The following is a 19,655-nucleotide window of genomic DNA, read 5'->3' as shown; positions in this document are numbered from 1 at the left end:
ACTGTCGTTAGCCCAGCGTTTGTCCACACATGCGAAGGATGTCCCGATGCAGCGAGCGCTGTCCCCTGCCCTCCGAGGCCTGACCGGCAGTCTCGTCGCCGGCCTCACCCTGTCGGGCATCGCGCTCGCCGCGCCTGCACAGGCGCTCGACATCCTGAACTCGCCGCCGACCGCGGTCGCCAGCGCGACGCCGAACCCCGCCCACGCCGGTGACACGGTGACACTGCTCGGCAACGGCTCGACCGACAAGCAGACGGCCACGGCGCAGCTGGCGTACGCCTGGACCTTCGGCGACGGCTCGGCCGCCACCGGCTCCAGCAGCGCCAACATCTCGGTCGACCACGTCTACGCGAACGCCGGCGTCTACACCGCGACGCTGACGGTCACCGACCCGAACGGCGCCAGCGACACCGACCAGGTCGTCGTGAACGTCGACGACACCGCGCCCGTCGCCCACGCCACCGCGACCCCGTCGCCGGCGAAGGTCGAGCAGGCTGTGGCCTTCGACGGCTCGGGCAGTGCCGACCAGGAGACTGCCGACGCCGGCCTCTCCTTCAGCTGGGCCTTCGGTGACACCACCACCGGCACCGGCGTCGCGCCCACGCACGCCTACGCCAAGGCCGGCACCTACGCGGTCACGCTCACCGTCACCGACCCGCAGGGCGTCGCTGCCACGACGACGCTGACCGTGCAGGTCACCAACACAGCGCCCACCGCCGCCGGCACGATCACCCCTGCCGCCCCGAGCGCCGGCCAGGCGGTCACGTTCGACGGCTCGCCCTCGACCGATGCCGAGACCCCCGCCTCGCTGACCTACAGCTGGGACTTCGGCGACGGCTCGGCCAAGGCGACCACGCCCACCCCCGCGCACACGTACGCCGCGTCCGGCAGCTACCCGGTCAAGCTCACCGTGACCGACCCGCAGGGCCTCGCGAACACGAAGTCGTGGAGCCTCGCCGTCGCCGCCAACAAGAAGCCGGTCGCGACGCTGACCGCCAGCCAGACGAAGGCCAACGTCGGCCAGACCGTCAGCTTCGACGGCTCGACCTCCTCCGACCAGGAGACGGCGCACGACCAGCTCGCCTACACCTGGAGCTTCGGCGACGGCACCGACGCCAGCACGGTGACCGGCCCGACGACCAGCCACGCCTTCGCGGCGACCGGCAGCTACCCCGTCACCCTCACGGTGACCGACGCCAACGGCCAGGCCGGCACCGCGACGATCACGATCACCGTCGGCAACACCGCCCCGACGGCGGCGGCCACCGTGACCCCGCAGCCGGCGTACGCGCTGCAGCAGGTGACCTTCGACGCCTCGGGCTCGAGCGACGCCGAGACCCCGGACGGCCTGACCTACTCCTGGACGTACGGCGACGGCACCGCCGCCACGGCGTACGCCGCGAGCCCGGTGGCGACGCACGTCTACGCGACCGCCGGCAGCCGCACCGCGACGCTGCGGGTCAAGGACCCGGTCGGCGCGATCACGAGCAAGCTGATCACCGTCTCCGTCCTGGCCAACGCGGCCCCGGTCGCCAAGGCCACCGCCACCCCGAACCCGGCGCACATCGGCCAGCAGGTCACCTTCGACGGCACCGGCTCCACCGACGCCGACGGCGACGCGCTCACCTACGCGTGGACCTTCCCGGACGACTCCACGGCGACGACCGCGACGACGACGCACACGTTCTCCACCCTGGGCACGCAGCACGTCACGCTCGAGGTCACCGACACGCACGGCGTCAGCCACACCACCGCGGTGGACGTCGTGGTCGCCAACCAGGCCCCGGTCGCCAAGGCCACCGCCACCCCGAACCCGGCGCACCCCGGCCAGCAGGTCACGTTCGACGCCACCGGCTCCACCGACGCCGACGGCGACGCCCTGACCTACGCCTGGACCTTCCCGGACGGCTCCACCGCCAGCACCGCGACGACGACGCACACGTTCTCCACCCTGGGCACGCAGCACGTCACGCTCGAGGTCACCGACACGCACAGCGCCAGCCACACCACCACGGTGGACGTCGTGGTCGCCAACCACGCCCCGGTCGCGAAGGCCACCGCCACGCCCACGACCACCCACGTCGGCAGCCCGGTCACGTTCGACGGCACCGGCTCGACCGACGCCGACGGCGACGCGCTCACCTACGCGTGGACCTTCCCTGACGGCTCCACGGCCACCGGCAGCTCGGCCAGCCACACCTGGGACACCGCCGGCGGCCGCACGGTGCAGCTGACCGTCACCGACACCCACGGCTCGTCGGCCAGCACCACGGTCGCGGTCAGCGTCGTCAACGACGCCCCGACGGCGGCGTTCACGCGCTCGGCGACCGTCCCGCTGACCGGCCGGAGCGTCACCTTCGACGCCACCGGCTCGGGTGACACCGAGACGCCGGGCTCGCTGACCTACGCGTGGTCCGTCGACGGCGCCGCGCCCGTCACCGGCCCGACCGTGGCGCCGACCTTCACCACCGCGGGCACGCACCGCGTGGCGCTCACCGTCACCGACCCGCAGGGCGCCTCGACGACGCTGACGCGCAGCGTCGCCGTCGCCCGCGCGGTCTCCTGCGGGGGTACCAGCGTCACCCGTGACGGCTACTGGAAGAGCGTCACCAGCCAGGCCGAGGGCGGCCACAGCTGCCGCAACACCGTCGCCGGCAAGGGCCGGATGACGGTCACCGCGTCCGGCACCCGCTTCGGCCTCACCTTCGGGCGGGTCAGCGGAGGCGGCACGGCGTACGTGTACGTCGACGGCGGCTACGTCGGCTCGGTCAGCATGGCGTCGACGTCGACCACGCTCACGTGGGACGGACGGCGGGTCTTCACCGGCCTCGCCGCCGGCAAGCACACGATCGTGGTCCGCCAGGCGAAGGGCATCGGCAACATCGACAACCTGCTGGTCTTCGGCGCGCTCGGCTGACGCTCAGCTCACCACCAGGCAACGCCCCCGTCGCTCACGCGGCGGGGGCGTCCTGCTTTGCCGTCGCGCGTCGTCAGCGACCTCCGTGGTCGTCGGCGCTCACGATCTCCTCGAGGCCGACCGCCTGCGTGAGCTCGTGCGCATCGCCGCGGAGGTCCTCGCGGCCCCTGTCCTCGGCGAGCTCGTTCATCAGGTCGGCGAGGGCGTCGGCGATCGCATTGAGCTTCGCCTGCGTCGCCTTGTCCGCTCGCGTCTGGGTGTTCTGCAGGAGCGCCACGAGCAGGAACGTGATGATCGTCGTCAGCGTGTTGATCTGCAGCTGGTAGGTGTCGGCGACGAACGTGCCCGGGTCGCCGGTCACCACGGCGACGACGACGCCCTCGAGGATCCAGGCGAGCACCAGCCCGACCGCGATCGCGAAGAAGGGCGCCCGGCTGACCAGCCCGGCCGTGGCCGTCGCGAACCGGTCGAAGAAGCCGAGGTGCTCGGACTCGTGGGAGGGCATGACGCCCGTGCGCTCGTGCTCAGACATGCGGCGCCCGTACCCCGGCGTACGGCGTGGCACGCTTCTGTCATGCGCACGCTGATCGTGGTCCGCCACGGCAAGTCGGACTGGGCCGGTGACGAACCGGACCGCGAGCGGCCGCTCGCGAAGCGCGGATTGCGGCAGGTGCCCGCGTCGGGCGCCTGGATCGCGGCGCACCACCCGGGCGTCGACCTCGCCGTCGTCTCCCCCGCCCGCCGCGCGCAGCAGACCTGGGAGCTCGTCGCCGACGCGCTGCCGGAGGCACCCGAGGTCCGCACCGACGACCGCGTGTACGCCGCGTGGGGACGCGACCTCGCCGCCCTCGTCCGGGCGCTTCCCGAGGCCGCGTCGACCGTGGCCCTGGTCGGGCACAACCCCGGCCTGGAGGAGCTGGTCGCCGAGCTGACCGGCGAAGGGATCGAGCTGCCGACCTCGGCTGTCGCGGTGATCACCTTCGCGGGCGACTGGAGTGGGGCCGCCCACCTGGAGACGCACGGCCGCCCACCCGCCTGAAAACGGGTGGAGGGCACCGGGAGAATGGGTGTCGTGTCCACCGTCCCCGCCTCCGCCGAGCGCGCGGTGAGCGAGCGCCGGCGGTGGGCGATGCTCGCGGTGAGCACCTTCGCGCAGGCCGCGGCGAGCGTGGCGATCAACGGGGCGGCGTTCCTCATCCCGGTGCTGGTCCACGACCGTGGCCTGAGCCTGACCCAGGCCGGCACGCTGGCGGCGCTGCCGCTGGTCGGCGTGCTCTGCACGCTCCTGCTGTGGGGCGCGGCGGTCGACCGGTACGGCGAGCGGGCGGTCCTGCTCGCCGGCCTCGGCGGCACGACGCTGGCGGGCATCCTCGCGCTGCTGGTCGACGGCACCGTGCCGCTCGGGGCCGCGCTCTTCCTCGGCGGTGCCTTCGCGGCCAGCACCTCCAGCGCGAGCGGACGCGTGGTCGTCGGCTGGTTCCCGCCGGCGCGACGCGGGCTGGCGATGGGCATCCGGCAGATGGCCCAGCCGGCGGGCGTCGGCATCGCCGCGGTGACCATCCCCGTCATCTCCGCGCACCAGGGCATCACCGCCGCCCTCACGGTCTCCCCGGTCGCCGCCGCGGTCGCTGCCGTCGCGGTCGCGGTCATCGTGCTCGACCCGCCGCGCCCGCCCCGCCACGTCGAGCACACCGCCAACCCCTACCGGCAGAGCTCCTACCTCCAGCGGATCCACGTCGCGAGCATCCTGCTGGTCGTCCCGCAGTTCCTCGTCTGGACCTACGCGCTGGTCTGGCTGCTCGACGACCGCGGCTGGGAGCCCGGCCCGGCCGGCCTGCTCGTCGCCGGCACGCAGCTGCTCGGCGCCCTGGGCCGGATCGCCAGCGGCGCGCTCTCCGACGTCGTCGGCGGCCGGATGCGGCCGATGCGGTGGATCGCGGTCGGCGCGGCCGTCACGATGGCGCTGCTCGGGCTGACCGCGTGGCTCGGCTGGGCGGTCTCGATCCTGCTGCTCGCCGCAGCGACGACGATCACCGTCGCCGACAACGGCCTCGCCTTCACCGCGACCGCCGAGCGTGCCGGGCCGTACTGGAGCGGCCGCGCCCTCGGCGTACAGAACACGGCGCAGTACCTCACCGCGTCGCTCTGCGCGCCCCTCGCCGGCGCCTCGATCACGCACTGGGGCCACCCGGCGACCTTCGCGCTGTCGGCGCTCTTCCCGCTAGCCGCGATCGCTCTCGTGCCCACCCGCGACGAGAGGCCACTGGCGTGAAGGACCTGCTCTCGTGAAGGGCCTGCTCGCCGACACCCGGCCACTGCGCCACGCGCACTTCCGGCGGCTCTTCACCGCGCACGTGATCACGATGGTCGGCGCGCAGCTGACGGTGGTCGCGGTGCCGGCGCAGATCTACGCCGACACCGGCTCCTCGGCGTACGTCGGGCTGACCGGCCTCTTCGGCCTCGTCCCGCTGATCGTCTTCGGGCTCTGGGGCGGCGCGCTGGCCGACCACTTCGACCGGCGGCGGATCCTGCAGGTGTCGACGACCGGCCTGATCGTGAGCAGTGCGCTCTTCTGGCTACAGGCCCTGCTCGGCAACACGGACCCGTGGCTGTTGCTCGTGCTCTTCGCGGTGCAGCAGGCGTTCTTCGCCGTGGTCAGCCCGACGCGCTCCGCGGTGCTGCCGCGCCTGCTGCCGGACGACCTGCTGCCCGCCGCCAACGCGCTGATGATGACCGTGATGCAGGCGGGCGCGATCGCGGGGCCGCTGCTCGCCGGCGTACTGCTGCCGCTCACCGGCTTCGCCTGGCTCTACGGCCTCGACGCACTGTGCCTGCTCGCCACCCTGTGGGCCGTGACCGGCTTCCCGTCGCTCCCCGTCGAAGGAGCCAGCGGTACGCCGGGCCTGCGCAGCGTCGTGGACGGCTTCCGCTACCTCGCGACCCAGCCGGTGCTGCTGATGTCGTTCGTCGTCGACCTGATCGCGATGGTCTTCGGCATGCCGCGGGCGCTCTTCCCGCAGCTCGCCCACGAGGCGTTCCACGGGCCGACGCAGGGTGGCTTCGCCTACGCGCTGCTCTTCGCGTCCATCCCGATCGGCGCGGTCGTCGGCGGCGTCTTCTCCGGCTGGATCTCACGGATCTCCCGGCAGGGCCTCGCCGTCGTCGCCGCGATCGTCGTGTGGGGCCTGGCGATGGCCGGCTTCGGGCTGGTGATCATGGTCGCGCCGTGGCCGACGACCGTCGTGCTGTGGGTGGCCGCCGGGCTGCTGGCGATCGGCGGTGCGGCCGACATGGTCTCCGCGGCGTTCCGCACCTCGATGCTGCAGAGCGCCGCCACGGACGAGATGCGCGGGCGCCTCCAGGGCGTCTTCGTCGTGGTCGTCGCGGGCGGGCCGCGCATCGCCGACGTCGCGCACGGCAGTGCCGCCGCGCTCACCGGCGCTGCGGCGGCGGCTGCGGGTGGCGGCGTGCTCGTGGTGGTGCTGGTCGTGCTCGCCGCGGTCGCCGTGCCCAGCTTCGTGCGCTACCGCGTCACCCGCTCCGCCTGAGCAGCACGCCGGGCAGCGAGCGCGGCGAGCAGCGTCTGGGTGTCGACGGGGTCGACGAGGTCGAGGCCGGTGAGGTCGCGGACCCGGTTCAGCCGGTAGTTGACCGTGTTGACGTGGACGTTGAGCGCCTTCGCCGTACGCCGGCGGTTGAGCCGCTCCGCCGCGAGCGCGTCGAGCGTCGCCAGCAGGTCCGGCTGCTCCGCCAGGGGCGCCAGCAGCTCCGCCAGCCGTGAGGTCGCCGCGGACGGGCGGGTCAGCTGGTAGGCGACCGCGACGTCCTGGAGCCGGACCACACCCGTCGTCCAGCCGAGTCCGGCGGCCACGTCGAGCACGTCGGTCGCGAGCTCGAGCGCCTCGCCCACACCCGCCACCGGCGCCGCCTCGTACGCCGCGAGGATCGGTGCGCCCGCCGCCCGCGCCATGTCCTGCACGATCCGCTCGGGCTCCGGGTGCTGCAGGGTCGCACTCGAGGGGACGAGCACGGTGGCCGTGGTGGCGGTCATCGAGGCCAGCGCCTCGGGCTGTGCGATCTCGAGCGCGTGGCGGAGCCGGCGGAGCTTGCGGCGCGCGGCGACGGCTGGATCGACCCCCTCGGTCACCTCGTCGGGGTGGGCGCCGATCCGCAGCGCCATCACGCCGTACGCCGGCGGCAGGCGCAGCCCGACGCGCTCGGCCGTCGCCCGTGCCTCGTCGCCGCCCAGGACTGCGTCGAGCAGGGCCTGGCGCGCGCCGTGCGCCTCGCGGAGGGTCTCGCTGCTCGCGGCCAGCCAGCCCCTGCTCGCGGCCTCCATCACCCGGGCGAGGAAGCCCAGCAGGAGCTTGTAGACCTGGTTGAGCGTCTCCTGGTCATCGGCGCCCGCACGGGGGACGACGTCGTCGAAGACGAGGCTGATGCCCACGTGGTAGGCGGTCAGGATGTCGCTGAGCGGGAAGCCCTCCTCCGCACGCAGCCCGGCAGCGGCGGCCATCGGCTCGAGCTCCTCGGCCGACGGCATCTCCCCCGTGCGGACCACCTCGATGAAGGCCCGCGTCGTCGTCGCGACGATCGCGGCGAACTCGTGCAGGACCTGCTCCCGCGGCAGCCAGGCGTACGTCGGGGCGAGGTCGGCCACGCTCTCGACCACGGACCTGACGATGGCGTCGAGGTCGCGTGAGAGCTGCACGTGGAGCGGCTCACCGCCGAGGGTCAGGACCATGCCTTGTATTGGAACACAACGATGTGCCGCAGAATCTGGCTCAGACCACCGGATCACCCTGTCTGTTTGTGTCGGAACATGAGAGGGCGCGCCTCGCTGTGACGGCGTGCACAGCTCATGGGGAGTCGTTCATGCGTCGTGTCATCAGCCGGGCCGCCCTGGCCGGAGCCCTCGCCTGCACCGTCGTCACGGCGGGCGCGGCCACACCCTCGCCGGCCGCGACGCCGGCGCTGCGGGACGTCATGTTCGTCGGCAACAACTGGGCCGGCACGGCGTCGATCGTCGACGCCCGCACCTTCACCGTGCTCCGGAGCGGCGTGAACCTCGTGCCCGACAAGGCGCAGGAGCTCGCCGCGATCTACCTCGACCCGGTGCGCCTCGCCTACTACCTGCTGATCCAGCAGGGGCCCGGCGAGGGCCACGACCAGTACGTCGACGACATGTTCACGACGCGCGACGGCCGCTACCTCGCCGTCTCGCGGCCGAGCTTCGGCGACGTGGTCTGGATCGACATCGCGAAGGCGACCGCCGGCCGGAGCGACAGCATCGTGCGCGAGCAGTCGATGGACGGCTACCGCACCGACCACATGGGGCTCTCCCCCGACGGACGACGCCTGCTCGTCTCGGACTCGACCTCGCGCCAGGTGATCGAGTACTCCATGGTCAACGAGACCGTCGACGGCAAGGCCGTCCGGATGGGCGACCGGCTGCGGACCTTCGTCTCCGGCGAGACGCCGCACGAGAGCAACTACTCCGCCGACGGGACCCGGATCTTCCACGCCAGCATCGGCAAGGTCTACACGCCGGGCGACGAGACCACGGTGGGCCCCGTCCCGATCGGCCCGCTCCACGACGAGCTCAAGGGCGACCGCTGGTTCGAGATCGTCGACAACGCGTCGTTCGGGGTCCAGAAGCGGTGGGACATGGGCAAGGAGCTGGCCGAGGCCGGCTACCCCGGCATGAGCGCCGCGGTCCGCCCGATGGCGATCGCGCCGGGTGAGCGGTTCATCTACTTCCAGGTCTCCTACTTCCACGGCATCGTCGAGTTCGACACGCAGGCGCCCGACGGCGACGGCGTGGTCACCTACACGGCGGGCGGCCTTCCCGAGCCGCGCACGGGCGCGGTGACCCGCCTGATCCCCCTGCCGAACCGTGTGCCGGACATGCCGCTGGAGGAGTACGTCAACGACTCCGCCCACCACGGCCTCTCCATCGACGACACCGGCAAGACGCTGTGCGCCGCCGGCACGATGGACGACTACGTCGCCCTGGTCGACCGCGCGACCGGCCGGCCCCGCTTCTTCGACGCGACCACCACGGGCCACGACTACCTGAAGCCCTACTGGACCACCGAGGGGCTCGGCGACACCTGCTGGGCCTCGCTCAGCGGCGCCGACTCGGTGGCGGTGATCGACTTCCACACCGGCGAGGAGCTCGCCTACCTGCCCGTCGGCGACCATCCCCAGCGGATCCGCCACGGCGTCGTCCCGGAGACCACGATCGGAGCCTGGTCATGAACCGCAACGCACTCCGCCTCGGCCTCGCCACCTCACTCGCCGGGGCGGTCGTCGCCGGCGGCCTGGTCGCCACCGGCTCGACCGGTGCCGGCCTGTCCGGCAACCCGGTCGCCGCCGTGCACGGCACGACCAGCAGCCTCGTCGCGATCCAGGCGCGCGAGGAGCACGACGAGAACGACCTCGCGGTCAAGAACGCCCTCAGCCGCTCGCCCGAGGCGGCGTTCACCGTCGACCCGACCAGCGACACTGCGCGCACCGCCGCCGAGGCGTACGTCGCCTCCGAGCGCGCCATGACCGACCCGACGCTCACGACGGCCACGATCGGGCGCCCGCGCCTCGCCGTGCCCGAGGACCGCTACGCGATGGCGGGCGGCTGCTACACGCTCAACGGCAAGCCCTACCTCTTCCAGGCGACCGACCTGGGCAGCTACCTGCTCTACACGCCGGACCGGCGCTTCCTCGGGGTCACGCTGCTCGGTGGCGTCGCGCCGATGGCGCAGCCCTCCCCGTCGTCCGACTGGACCGTGCAGCGCACCAGCTCCGGCGGCTTCACCTTCACCCTGGCCAACGGCAAGGCGCTCCACCGCACCCTCACCGGCGGGCTGGCGACCGGCACCCCGACGGCGTTCCCGCTCGCCCGCACGACCGGCTGCACGCCGTACCCCGAGGTGGACACCGACGTCACCGGCGGCCCCTTCGCCGGCACCAGCCCGTTCCAGGAGGTGCGCGGCTACGTCGACCCGCACACGCACGGCATGAGCCACGAGTTCCTCGGCGGGCAGGTCATCTGCAGCCCGCCCTGGCACCGGTACGGCGTGGCGTACGCGCTCGTCGACTGCCCCGACCACCAGGTGGCGAACGGCAAGGGCGCCGTGCTGGAGGACTTCCTCGCCGGCCGTACGCCGGGGACCGGCCACGACCCGGTCGGCTGGCCGACGTTCGGCTACTGGCCGAACCCGCACTCGCTGACCCACCAGGGCGTCTACTGGAAGTGGCTCGAGCGGTCGTGGCGCGGCGGCCTGCGCGTCTACACGAACCTCCTCGTCGAGAACAACGTGCTCTGCGAGCTCTACCCGCTCAAGAAGCACAACTGCAACGACATGGACTCCATCCGCCGGCAGGCGAAGGACATGTACGACATGCAGGACTACATCGACGCGCAGTACGGCGGCCCCGGCCGCGGCTGGTACCGCATCGTCACCGACCCGTTCCAGGCGCGCGCGGTGATCAACAGCGGCCGGCTCGCGGTGATCATGGGCATCGAGACCTCGGTGCCGTTCGGCTGCAACGTGCGCGCAGGCTCCCCGACCTGCACGCCCGAGCAGCTCGACGCCGGCCTCGCGGAGGTCAAGGCGCTCGGCGTGCGGCAGATGGAGATCACCAACAAGTTCGACAACGCGCTGACCGGCGTCACCGGCGACGAGGGCAGCACCGGCACGATCACCAACCTCGGCAACTTCGTGAACACCGGCTCGTTCCTGCAGATGCAGACCTGCCCGTCGTCGTACGGACCGGAGCAGCACGACAAGCTGCAGGGCCCGCTCACCGCTCCCGAGGGTGCGCTCCCGCAGCAGGACGCGATCTTCGGCGCGATCGGCCAGCTCTACGGCCTGCTCGGCGTGCAGCCGCTGCCGGCGTACCCGCCCGGCCCGCACTGCAACACCCGCGGCCTGACCGACCTCGGCAAGCGGCTGCTCAACGAGATGATCGACAACGGGATGCTCTTCGACCCCGACCACATGAGCGTCAACGGCCGCAACGCCGCCCTCGACCTCTACGAGCAGGCGGCCGCCGACGGGCGCCACCCGGGCATCCTGTCGAGCCACTCGTGGTCGACCCCCGACGCCTACCCGCGGATCTACAAGCTCGGCGGCTTCATCACGCCGTACGCCGGCGACTCCCCCGGCTTCGTCGACAAGTGGAGGCAGCACCTGGGCTGGGCCGACCCGCGCTACTACTTCGGCTTCGGCTACGGCGCGGACATGAACGGCTTCGGCGCGCAGGGCTCGCCCCGCGGAGCCTCGGCGGCCAACCCGGTCACCTACCCGTTCACCGGCCTCGGAGGCGTGACGCTCGACAAGGGCGTCAGCGGCAAGCGGGTCTGGGACATCAACACCGACGGCGTCGCGCAGTACGGCCTCTACCCCGACTGGATCGAGGACGCCTCCCACGTGGCCGGCGCCGACGGCGTCGGGTTCAAGGAGGACATGAGCCGCGGCGCCGAGGCCTACCTGCAGATGTGGGAGCGCGCGGTCGGCGTCGCGCCCGACTCCTGCCGCAACCCCTCGCTGCAGGTCGACGTCGACACCTTCCGCTCGAAGGTCGCCACCGGGATGACCACCCGCCAGGTGCTCGACGCGATCGGGCAGCCCTACGAGCGGCTCGGCCGGACCTACACGACCTGCGCGGCCGGAGGCGGCGGCACGACGGCCCGGATGGCGGTCGACTTCTCCGCCTCCGGCGCGGTCACCGGCGTACGACGGGTGGGCTGACGGGTCAGTCGGTCGCGCGCTGGGCCGCGCCGACGACCGCGTCGAGCAGGCCGGGGGCGACGTCGTCGACGTCGGCGGCGCGCAGCCGCTGGTGCACCGTGCCGTCGACCGTCAGCCGCTCGGTGATGCCGGCCTCGCGCAGGATCTTGAAGTGGTGCGCGGCCGTCGACTTGCCGACGCCGTCGTAGAGGAGCTTGCACTGCGCCTCGCCGCCGGCGTCGACCAGGCGGCGGACCATCTCGAGACGCACCGGGTCCTGCAGGGCCGCGAGCAGCTGCTGGATGCCCGCCACGGGAAGCTGGTCGGCTTCGGGCTGCGCTGTCATGCGGGTCACCTCGGAAAGAAGTTTGACGATCATCGAACCAGGCGTACGGTTGGGGTTCGACGTACATCAAACTTACCGGAAGCAGGTACGCGATGACGAGCGCAGCAGCCACACCCGGCCTCGACGCCCTGTCGGACACGCACACGGGCCAGACCTGGGCCTACTCCCTGGTGCTGACCCTGACCGGCATCGCGCTCGGCGTCTCCGGCATGCCGGCGCCGCTCTACGGCATCTACCAGTCGACGTGGCACCTGACCCCGCTCACCACGACGGTGATCTTCGCGGTCTACGCCTTCGCCGCACTCGCGGCCGTGCTCGTCTCCGGCACGATCTCCGACGCGGTCGGCCGCAAGCCGGTCCTGCTCGCCGCGACCGCCACCCTCGTCGTCGGGCTCGTCGTCTTCCTGCTCGCCCAGAACGTGTGGATGCTGCTCCTGGCCCGCATGCTGCACGGCGCCGCGGTCGGCTCGATCGTCGTCGCCGGCGCCGCCGCACTGATGGACCTCCGTCCCGACCACGGCCGACGGACCGGTCAGCTCAGCGGGGCGGCGTTCAACATCGGCATCACGTTCGCGATCCTCGGCTCCTCGCTGCTCGCGCAGTACGCGCCGTACCCGCTGCGGCTGCCGTTCGTCGTCATCGGCGCCCTCGTCGTCGCGATCGGGGTCGGGCTGCTCGCCCTCCGCGAGACCCACACTGAGCGCGGCCAGTCCTCGCTGCGCGTCGCGAAGCCGTCGGTCCCCTCCGAGATCCGCGGCGACTTCTGGTTCGCCGCGCTCGGCGTGATGGCGGCCTGGTCCGTGCTCGGCGTGCTGCTCTCGCTCTTCCCGACCCTGGCCGCGCAGAAGACCGGCGTGCACAACCTCGTCTTCGGCGGCGCGGTCGTCGCCGTCTCGGCCTTCGCCGCGGCCCTGGTCCAGCTCGCGGCCACCGACCTCGAGGCCCGGCGCTCGGCACTCGTGGGCGACCTCGGCATGGCGGTCTCGCTGCTGCTCACCATCCCCGCCCTCGCCAGCCACAACCCGTACGCCGTCTTCGCGATCTCCGCGGTCCTCGGCGCCGCGTTCGGACTGAGCTTCGGCGGCTCCCTCCGCCACCTCTCGAACGTCGTGCCGGCGGGCCGGCGCGGCGAGACGATGTCGGCGTACTACCTGCTGGCGTACTCCGCGATGGCGTTCCCGACGATCGGCGCCGGCTGGGCGGCGACCGAGTGGGGTCTCGACGCGATCTACCCGTGGTTCGCCGCGCTGGCGGCCGCCGCGTGCCTCGTCGCGGGCTGGCTGGGCATCCGCCCGTCGACGCGCTGACCTGCAGGTAAGGGTCACCTAAGCGATTCCTGTCACGCGAGACGCGGCCCCGGCGAGGGCTAGGATGCCGCCAGCCCTACCCACGGGTAGAACCGACTCGCAAGGAGCCGTCCTCCATGTCTTTGATGCAGATCATCGCGCTCGTGGTGAGCCTCTCGTTCACCGCCGTCGCGGTCGTGCTCACCACCCGCGCCGTGCGCCAGATGCTGAAGGTGATCCGCCAGGGCCAGCCGGCGATCGGTCGCACCGACCGCCCGGTCGCCCGAGGCCTGAACTTGCTGAAGGAGACCTTCCTCCACACGCGCATGTTCCAGATCTGGTGGGTCGGCGCGCTCCACTGGTTCGCCTACATGGCGTTCCTCGTGCTCTCGACCGCGGTCATGGCCGGCGTCGTGCAGCTCTTCTCCCCCGAGTTCGCGTGGCCGATCATCGGCAAGTTCTTCGCGTTCGAGTGGTTCGAGGAGCTCATCGGTGCCGCCGGCGCCCTGGCGATCCTCCCGCTGATCGCCTACCGCCTCACGCACCGCCCGGCCAACACGCCGTCGCGCAAGACCCGCTTCTACGGCTCCACGATGTGGCAGGCGTACTTCGTCGAGGCGATGGTCTTCCTCGAGTCGATCGCGATCCTCTTCATCCGCGGCGCGGAGTACAACCTGGCCAAGGCCACCGGCGGCGAGGGCGCGGTCCACGCGACCGGCTTCCACTTCCCGCTCTCGCAGTTCTTCTCGGGCCTCTTCCCGACCGACGCCGAGGGCGCGAAGAACTGGATCTTCGCGATCGCGATGTTCAAGGTCACCTCGGCGATGCTCTGGCTGATCGTCATCTCCTCGAACCTCACGATGGGTGTCGCCTGGCACCGCTTCACCGCGTGGTTCAACATCTTCCTCAAGCGTGAGTCCTCCGGCCGTACGGCGCTGGGTGGCCTCAAGCCGCTGACCTCCAACGGCAAGGCGATCACGCTCGACGACATCGACGACCTCGACGAGGACTCGGTCCTCGGCGTCGGCTCCATCGAGGACTTCTCCTGGAAGGGCATCCTCGACTTCACGACCTGCACCGAGTGTGGCCGCTGCCAGTCGCAGTGCCCCGCCTGGAACACCGAGAAGCCGCTCTCGCCGAAGCTGATGATGATGGGCCTGCGCGAGCACGCCTACGCCAAGGCCGCCGGCGACGAGGACGCAGCCGGACGCTCCCTGGTCGGTCACGCCGAGGTGGACGGCCACCTCGAGGACGCCCAGGACTGGTTCTACAACCCCGAGGGTGGCGACTTCGTCATCTCCGACGACGCCCTGTGGTCCTGCACCAACTGTGGCGCCTGCGTCCAGCAGTGCCCGGTCGACATCGAGCACGTCGACCACTTCGTCGACATGCGCCGCTACCAGGTGCTCGTCGAGTCGAACTTCCCCGCTGAGCTCAACGGCCTCTTCAAGGGTCTGGAGAACAAGGGCAACCCGTGGAACATGAGCCCCAACGCGCGCATGGACTGGGCGCAGGGTCTCGACTTCGACGTCAAGGTCGTCGGTGACGACATCGAGTCGCTCGACGAGGTCGAGTGGCTCTTCTGGGTCGGCTGTGCCGGTGCCTACGAGGACCGTGCCAAGAAGACGACGCGTGCCGTCGCCGAGCTGCTGCACATGGCCGACGTCTCCTTCGGCGTCCTCGGCAACGGCGAGACCTGCACCGGTGACTCCGCTCGCCGCGCCGGCAACGAGTTCGTCTTCCAGGGCCTCGCGCAGCAGAACATCGAGACCTTCAAGGAGTTCAAGGTCAAGAAGGTCGTGTCGACCTGTGCGCACTGCTTCAACACCCTGAAGAACGAGTACAAGGACCTGGGCATCGAGCTCGAGGTCGTGCACCACACGCAGCTGCTCAACCGCCTCGTGCGCGAGGGCAAGCTGACCCCGGTCAAGACGGGTGAGGGTGCGCACAAGCGCTCCATCACGTACCACGACCCGTGCTTCCTCGGTCGCCACAACCAGGTCTACACGCCGCCGCGTGACCTGCTGGAGATCCTGCCGGGCGCCGAGTACAAGGAGATGGACCGCTCCCAGGAGAAGTCCTTCTGCTGTGGTGCCGGTGGCGCCCGCATGTGGATGGAAGAGAACATCGGCTCGCGCATCAACCTCAACCGCACGGAAGAGGCTGTCGGCACCGGCGCCGACCAGATCGCGGTCGGCTGCCCGTTCTGCCGCGTGATGCTGGCCGACGGCCTGACCAAGATGCAGGCCGACGAGGACGCCCGTCCCGAGGTCGAGGTCCTGGACGTCGCGCAGATGCTGCTCGCGTCCGTCAAGGGCGAGGTCGCCACGAAGTACAAGCCGGGCGAGGCTCCTGTCGCCGCCCCGGCCGCGAAGGCTGCTGCGACCGAGGCTGCTCCGGCTGCCGAGGGCGAGCCGGCCGCTTCGGGCGTCGCGGGTGCCGAGACCGCCGGTGGTGCGGGCTCGACCGCCGCGGGCGGCTCCTCGCTCTTCGGTGACGCCCCGGCTGCTCCGGCGGAGTCGAAGCCGGCTTCCGGCGGCTCGCTCTTCGGTGACGCCCCGGCCGCTCCGGCCGAGGCCAAGCCCGCGTCGGGGGGCTCGCTGTTCGACGAGGCTCCGGCTGCTCCGGCCGAGGCCAAGCCGGCCTCCGGTGGTTCGCTCTTCGACACCCCGGCGCCCGCCGAGGCCGCTCCGGCCGAGAAGCCGGCCGCGGAGACGAAGCCGGCGGCCGACCTGGGCGGCGGTGGCTCGCTCTTCGACGTCGCGCCGACCGAGGCTGCTGAGGCTGCTCCCGCCGAGGCTCCGAAGGCGGAGGCCGCTCCGGCTGCCCCGGCCCAGGACCTCAACGCCGGTGGTTCGCTCTTCGACGTCGCGCCGACGCAGGCGGCTCCGGCTGCTGCGCCGACCGAGGCTGCTCCCGCGGCTCCGGCGGCTGAGGCTGCTCCCGCCGAGGCTCCGAAGGCGGAGGCCGCTCCGGCTGCCCCGGCCCAGGACCTCAATGCGGGCGGATCGCTCTTCGACATCCCGGCTGCGGCGCCCGCTGCTCCGGCCGCTGCCGCCGCTCCGGCTGCTGCAGAGGAGGCCCCGGTTGCCGACACGGCCGCCGAGCCCGCCTCAACTGACGTCGAGGCACCCGCCGAGGCAGCGTCCGCAACCGAGGCTCCGGCGGAGGCGGCTCCGGCCGCTGAGGTCGAGGCTCCCGCCGCCGAGGCCACTCCGGCCGCCGCCGCTCCGGCTGCTCCGGCTGCCGCTCCGGCTGCTCCGGCTTCGTCGGGTTCCGCGACCACGCCGCGCATGGACGTCGACATCCACGGTGCCTCGTCGCTGTTCGACATCCCGTGGCCCGAGGGTGGCGCCCCGGCTGCTGCCGCGGCTCCTGCCGCTGCCGGCCCGGCTGCGACTCCGGCCGAGGCCCCCGCTGCCGAGGTTCCGGCTCCGGCCGTCGAGGAGACCCCGGCTCCCGCCGAGGACCCCGAGACGATCCTCGACGCCGACGACGCCTCCGCGGCGCCGGCGGAGGAGCAGGCCGCCCCGTCGGCCGAGGAGCCCGTCGAGGCCCCCGCTGCGCAGGAGCCGGCCCCGGCCGCGCCCGCCGCGCCCGCGGAGGCCCCGAAGTCGAGCGGTGCGACGCACACCCCCAAGACCGACGTGGACATCCACGGCGCGTCCTCGCTGTTCGACATCTGACCGACAGCACCCAGCAACGACGGCCGCCCGGTCTGACCGGGCGGCCGTCGCCGCATTTCCGCGGCCCCGCCGAGGGGTCCGCGCCGCACGCACCGCCGTACGACGATCCAGGTGCACGTGCCCGTAGATCCAGCCACTGGGCCCACCTTGCGGGGACCACCTGGGCGCACGTGCACCTGAGTCAACGCGCCGACTCTGCCCTCTCCGAGATCAGCGGAACCGAAGTGCCACGCTCACCGGCTCTCAGCAGTGACGGAACGGGCGAGGTGGAACACGACGACCTCGGCCGGATCACCGGCGTCAACCTGCTCCGCGGCTCACCCTGCGCTGTCGGCGTACGTCGCTAGCCTTGCCGGCATGCCTCACTTCGAGAACTCCCGCTCCATCCAGATCGCGGCGGACCCGGCGACCGTCCGCGCGCTGATCGAGGACTTCCACGAGTGGACCAGGTGGTCGCCGTGGGAGGGGCTCGACCCTGACCTGAAGCGCACGTACTCCGGGCCGGCGCGTGGCGTAGGCGCGCGCTACGCCTGGGAGGGCAACAAGAAGGCCGGCGCCGGGAGCATGGAGATCGTCGGCGCGACCGACGAGGAGATCGAGATCGAGCTGGTCTTCCTCAAGCCGATCAAGGCGCGCAACACGGGGCAGTTCCAGGTCACGGGCAACCCCGAGGGCACCCGGGTCGTCTGGGCGATGGCCGGCCAGCGCAACGTGCTGCTCGAGCTCGCCGGACGGCTCTTCCTCGACAACCTGATCGGCAAGGACTTCGACAAGGGCCTCGCCCGGCTCAAGGCCGCGGCCGAGGGCTGAGCCCGCTCAGCCCCGCATCGCCACACCGCGCCGCCAGTAGCCCATGAAGGCGACCTGCGAGCGGTCGAGCCCGACCTCGTTGACGAGGTAGCGGCGCAGGCTGGTCACCATCGCGGACTCCCCCGCGATCCACGCATAGACCCCCGGCAGCACCTTCCCGTCGGCCCCGCCGCGGGCGAGCTCCTCGCCCGAGGAGGAGTACTCCGGCGTCTCCCACAGGTCGGGGTCGATCTCGTCGTCGGCAGCCAGCGCGAGCGAAGCCGGCTCCGCCGCAGCCCGTACGGCGAGTCGCTCGCCCGCCGCGGCCAGGATGCGGGTGCCGTGCTCGGCGCCCTCGCGCGGAAGCCAGGTGACCGCCATGCCAGGCGGGGCCACGAGGTCCTGGATGTCCTCGGCGACGGGGACCTCGAGGAATGCGCGCCCGACCGCGGTCTCCGGCAGGTCGGCGAGGATCGCGGCAACAGCCGGCAGCGCGGTCTCGTCGCCGACGAGGAGCAGTTCCTGCGCGCCGGCGTGCGGCGCGAACTCGATGCCGCCGTACGGGAAGCCGCGACGGGGGCCGAGGAGCAGCAGCCGGTCGCCGACGACTGCCGAGCGTGCCCACGTGGAGCCGGGACCGCACGGCGGCTCGTGCACGACGATGTCGACGACCACGCGGGTCTGCCGTCCCGAGCCGACGACGGAGCGGACCGTGTAGGTCCGCACCTGGCCGCGCGCCGCGGCGGGCCGCTGTAGCCAGGCCGCGAAGCCCTCCTCGACGACCTCCGCCACGTCGGGCAGTGCGCCTGCGGCGTTCGGGAAGACCAGCTTGATGCGCTGGTCGAGAAGGGGCTGGCCCTCGACGCCGAAGTCGGCGAGGTCCGGGGAGGCGAGCTCGACCCGGACGAAGGAGGGTGACAGCTGCTCGACGGCGGCGACACGGACCTCGGTCAGCGTCATGGGGAGCGCGGGGGCGACCTGCGTGGACATGCTTCTCCATCTCCGGCTCGTGGCCGGGGTTGTCGACGGCCGCCCCGCACGAGGTGAGCGGGGCGGCCGTCGGGAGCCCGGTCGGCCGGCCTGGTGGCGCAGGCGTTTTCCGTGATGACCGACCGGGAGTGGCACGTCCAGTATGTAAGGCAAACCTTACTTAGGCGAGCCTTACTGGCAGTGGAGGGTCAGTGCGCGACCTGGAAGCGCTGGTTGACGTGGGCCGGCGTCTCGATCTCGTCGACGAACGCCTTCGCGAAGTCGGCGCCGGAGATCTCGGAGTTGCCCTGCTCGTCAGCGAGGAGGACGTCCGCCGAGGTGCGGTAGGAGCCCGTCGCCTCGCCCGGAGCCCAGGAGCCGAAGACGGCAGCCGGGGACACGTAGAACCAGTCGGCGTCGGACTGCGCCCGCAGCGCCTCGAGGACCTCGCCGTGCGCGAGCGCCTCACCCTTGTACTCCGCCGGGAACGCGTCGGTGTCGACCAGGCGCGGGCCACCCTCGGCCACCAGCATCGAGCCGGCGCCGCCGACGAACGCCAGGCGCGCCTCGCCGTCGCGGGCCGCCTCGATCAGCTGGGGCAGCGCCTCGCGCAGGTCGGGCTCGCCGAGGGCGTGGGTCGCGACGACGAGGACGTCGTGCTTGCCCGCGAGCTCGCGGACCAGGTCGGCGTCGGCCAGCGAGCCGACGCGGTGGGTCACACCGGCGGGGACCTCAGCGGCTGAGCGGGAGACGGCGGTGACGTCGAACCCGCGACTCGCCGCCTCGCGGGCGATGTGGGAGCCCGCGTAGCCGGTGCCGCCGAGGATTGCGATGCTGGTCATGTCAGTGTCCTTTTCGATGGTGGATCAGTTCCTTCTGGTGATTCCAGTCTGGCGGCCGTCAACCGCGCACACACGGTCACTGCACGAC

The 19,655-nt window shown here is 72.1% G+C and carries 14 protein-coding genes; 9 read left to right on the top strand and 5 right to left on the bottom strand.

Going from position 1 to position 19,655, the window contains the following annotated elements; all coding sequences use genetic code 11:
• The first annotated feature begins 46 nt into the window (after positions 1-46).
• Complete coding sequence (locus IEX47_RS11445) at positions 47-2,917, top strand: PKD domain-containing protein (RefSeq protein ID WP_188784140.1); 2,871 nt, start codon at positions 47-49, stop codon at positions 2,915-2,917.
• A 73-nt stretch (positions 2,918-2,990) separates the two neighbouring features.
• On the opposite strand, the gene IEX47_RS11440 is transcribed toward IEX47_RS11445, so the two are convergent.
• On the bottom strand, positions 2,991-3,449 hold the full coding sequence (locus tag IEX47_RS11440; RefSeq protein WP_229662822.1) for a low affinity iron permease family protein: 459 nt from the start codon (positions 3,447-3,449) through the stop codon (positions 2,991-2,993).
• Between the two features lie 42 nt (positions 3,450-3,491).
• On the opposite strand from IEX47_RS11440, the gene IEX47_RS11435 reads away from it, so the two are divergent.
• The 3 genes from IEX47_RS11435 to IEX47_RS11425 are packed head-to-tail and all read left to right on the top strand — an operon-like array spanning position 3,492 to position 6,465.
• Positions 3,492-3,956, top strand: coding sequence for a SixA phosphatase family protein (locus IEX47_RS11435; protein ID WP_188784139.1), 465 nt, complete (start codon positions 3,492-3,494; stop codon positions 3,954-3,956).
• 33 nt (positions 3,957-3,989) lie between these two features.
• Entirely contained in the window at positions 3,990-5,189 is a 1,200-nt protein-coding gene (locus IEX47_RS11430; RefSeq protein WP_229662821.1) for an MFS transporter, read from the top strand.
• Between the two features lie 13 nt (positions 5,190-5,202).
• Entirely contained in the window at positions 5,203-6,465 is a 1,263-nt protein-coding gene (locus IEX47_RS11425) for an MFS transporter (RefSeq protein ID WP_188784137.1), read from the top strand.
• Here the strand turns inward: IEX47_RS11425 and IEX47_RS11420 are convergent.
• Positions 6,441-7,661, bottom strand: a complete 1,221-nt coding sequence (locus IEX47_RS11420) for a PucR family transcriptional regulator (RefSeq protein WP_188784136.1) — start codon at positions 7,659-7,661, stop codon at positions 6,441-6,443. The two genes, IEX47_RS11425 and IEX47_RS11420, sit on opposite strands and share 25 nt — an antisense overlap.
• A gap of 131 nt (positions 7,662-7,792) precedes the next feature.
• On the opposite strand from IEX47_RS11420, the gene IEX47_RS11415 reads away from it, so the two are divergent.
• Together IEX47_RS11415 and IEX47_RS11410 are read left to right on the top strand one after the other, a co-directional pair.
• On the top strand, positions 7,793-9,178 hold the full coding sequence (locus IEX47_RS11415) for a YncE family protein (RefSeq protein ID WP_188784135.1): 1,386 nt from the start codon (positions 7,793-7,795) through the stop codon (positions 9,176-9,178).
• Entirely contained in the window at positions 9,175-11,670 is a 2,496-nt protein-coding gene (locus tag IEX47_RS11410; RefSeq protein WP_188784134.1) for an amidohydrolase family protein, read from the top strand. The genes IEX47_RS11415 and IEX47_RS11410 overlap by 4 nt, the downstream gene beginning before the upstream one ends.
• A gap of 4 nt (positions 11,671-11,674) precedes the next feature.
• Here IEX47_RS11410 and IEX47_RS11405 read toward each other — a convergent pair whose 3' ends face one another.
• Positions 11,675-11,995 (bottom strand): ArsR/SmtB family transcription factor, encoded by a 321-nt coding sequence (locus tag IEX47_RS11405; RefSeq protein WP_188784133.1) that lies wholly within the window; start codon positions 11,993-11,995, stop codon positions 11,675-11,677.
• A 92-nt stretch (positions 11,996-12,087) separates the two neighbouring features.
• Here IEX47_RS11405 and IEX47_RS11400 point away from each other — a divergent pair, with 92 nt between their 5' ends.
• The 3 genes from IEX47_RS11400 (at position 12,088) to IEX47_RS11390 (ending at position 17,777) form a co-directional block, all read left to right on the top strand.
• On the top strand, positions 12,088-13,302 hold the full coding sequence (locus tag IEX47_RS11400) for an MFS transporter (RefSeq protein ID WP_188784132.1): 1,215 nt from the start codon (positions 12,088-12,090) through the stop codon (positions 13,300-13,302).
• Between the two features lie 116 nt (positions 13,303-13,418).
• A complete protein-coding gene (locus IEX47_RS11395; RefSeq protein ID WP_229662820.1) occupies positions 13,419-16,967 on the top strand; it encodes a (Fe-S)-binding protein in 3,549 nt (1,182 codons plus the stop codon).
• A 357-nt stretch (positions 16,968-17,324) separates the two neighbouring features.
• The gene (locus IEX47_RS11390) at positions 17,325-17,777 is read left to right on the top strand and encodes an SRPBCC family protein (RefSeq protein ID WP_188784131.1); all 453 of its coding nucleotides are present in this window, start codon (positions 17,325-17,327) and stop codon (positions 17,775-17,777) included.
• A gap of 6 nt (positions 17,778-17,783) precedes the next feature.
• Here the strand turns inward: IEX47_RS11390 and IEX47_RS11385 are convergent, their stop codons facing one another.
• Both IEX47_RS11385 and IEX47_RS11380 read right to left on the bottom strand, forming a co-directional pair.
• Positions 17,784-18,746 (bottom strand): siderophore-interacting protein, encoded by a 963-nt coding sequence (locus IEX47_RS11385; RefSeq protein ID WP_229662819.1) that lies wholly within the window; start codon positions 18,744-18,746, stop codon positions 17,784-17,786.
• Positions 18,747-18,934: 188 nt separating this feature from the next.
• On the bottom strand, positions 18,935-19,567 hold the full coding sequence (locus IEX47_RS11380) for an NAD(P)-dependent oxidoreductase (protein ID WP_188784130.1): 633 nt from the start codon (positions 19,565-19,567) through the stop codon (positions 18,935-18,937).
• Positions 19,568-19,655 lie beyond the last annotated feature (88 nt).

This window comes from Nocardioides phosphati, assembly GCF_014646375.1.
Taxonomy (GTDB): domain Bacteria; phylum Actinomycetota; class Actinomycetes; order Propionibacteriales; family Nocardioidaceae; genus Nocardioides; species Nocardioides phosphati.
Note: the sequence above shows the minus strand (reverse complement) of the source record. Positions and strands in the feature narration are given on the sequence as shown.